This is a genomic window from Desulfobacterales bacterium (assembly GCA_029211065.1).
In the GTDB taxonomy this organism is placed as follows: domain Bacteria; phylum Desulfobacterota; class Desulfobacteria; order Desulfobacterales; family JARGFK01; genus JARGFK01.
Window position 1 is genome coordinate 1 of record JARGFK010000263.1, and the last position, 589, is coordinate 589.

A 589-nucleotide genomic window follows, 5' to 3' on the forward strand; every position below is an offset into this window, starting at 1 on the left:
CGTCGGCATCATCGGCCGTAACGGCGCAGGCAAGTCCACCCTGCTGAAGGTCCTCTCCCGCATCACCCACCCCACCGATGGCGAAGTGATCCTCCGGGGCCGGGTTGGCAGTCTGCTGGAGGTGGGCACCGGGTTTCATCCTGAACTGACGGGCCGCGAGAATGTCTACTTCAACGGCGCCATCCTGGGTATGAAGAAGCGGGAGATCGATGCAAAGTTCGATGAGATCGTGCAGTTTGCAGAGATAGAGAAGTTCCTGGATACACCGGTGAAGCGGTACTCGAGCGGGATGTACGTGAGGCTGGCGTTTGCGGTGGCGGCGCATATGGACCCTGAGATTCTGCTGGTGGACGAGGTGCTGGCTGTGGGGGATGCGGCTTTTCAGAAGAAGTGCCTGGGAAAGATGGGTGAGGTGGCTGAAGGGGGGCGGACGGTGCTGTTTGTGAGCCATAATATGGGGGCTGTCAACCAACTATGCCCGATGTGTTTATGGATTGATCAAGGGAAAATAAAAAAATATGGGGAAACGTCCAAAATTATCTCATCATATTTGGAAAACGATAATGAATTAGGACAAGAAGAATCATTA

Annotated in this window: 1 protein-coding gene; it reads left to right on the top strand. The window is 54.2% G+C overall.

The genetic code is table 11. The features are described from left to right. Positions 1–589: ABC transporter ATP-binding protein (locus tag P1P89_23335; GenBank protein MDF1594456.1), on the top strand; the 589-nt coding region annotated here is incomplete at both ends.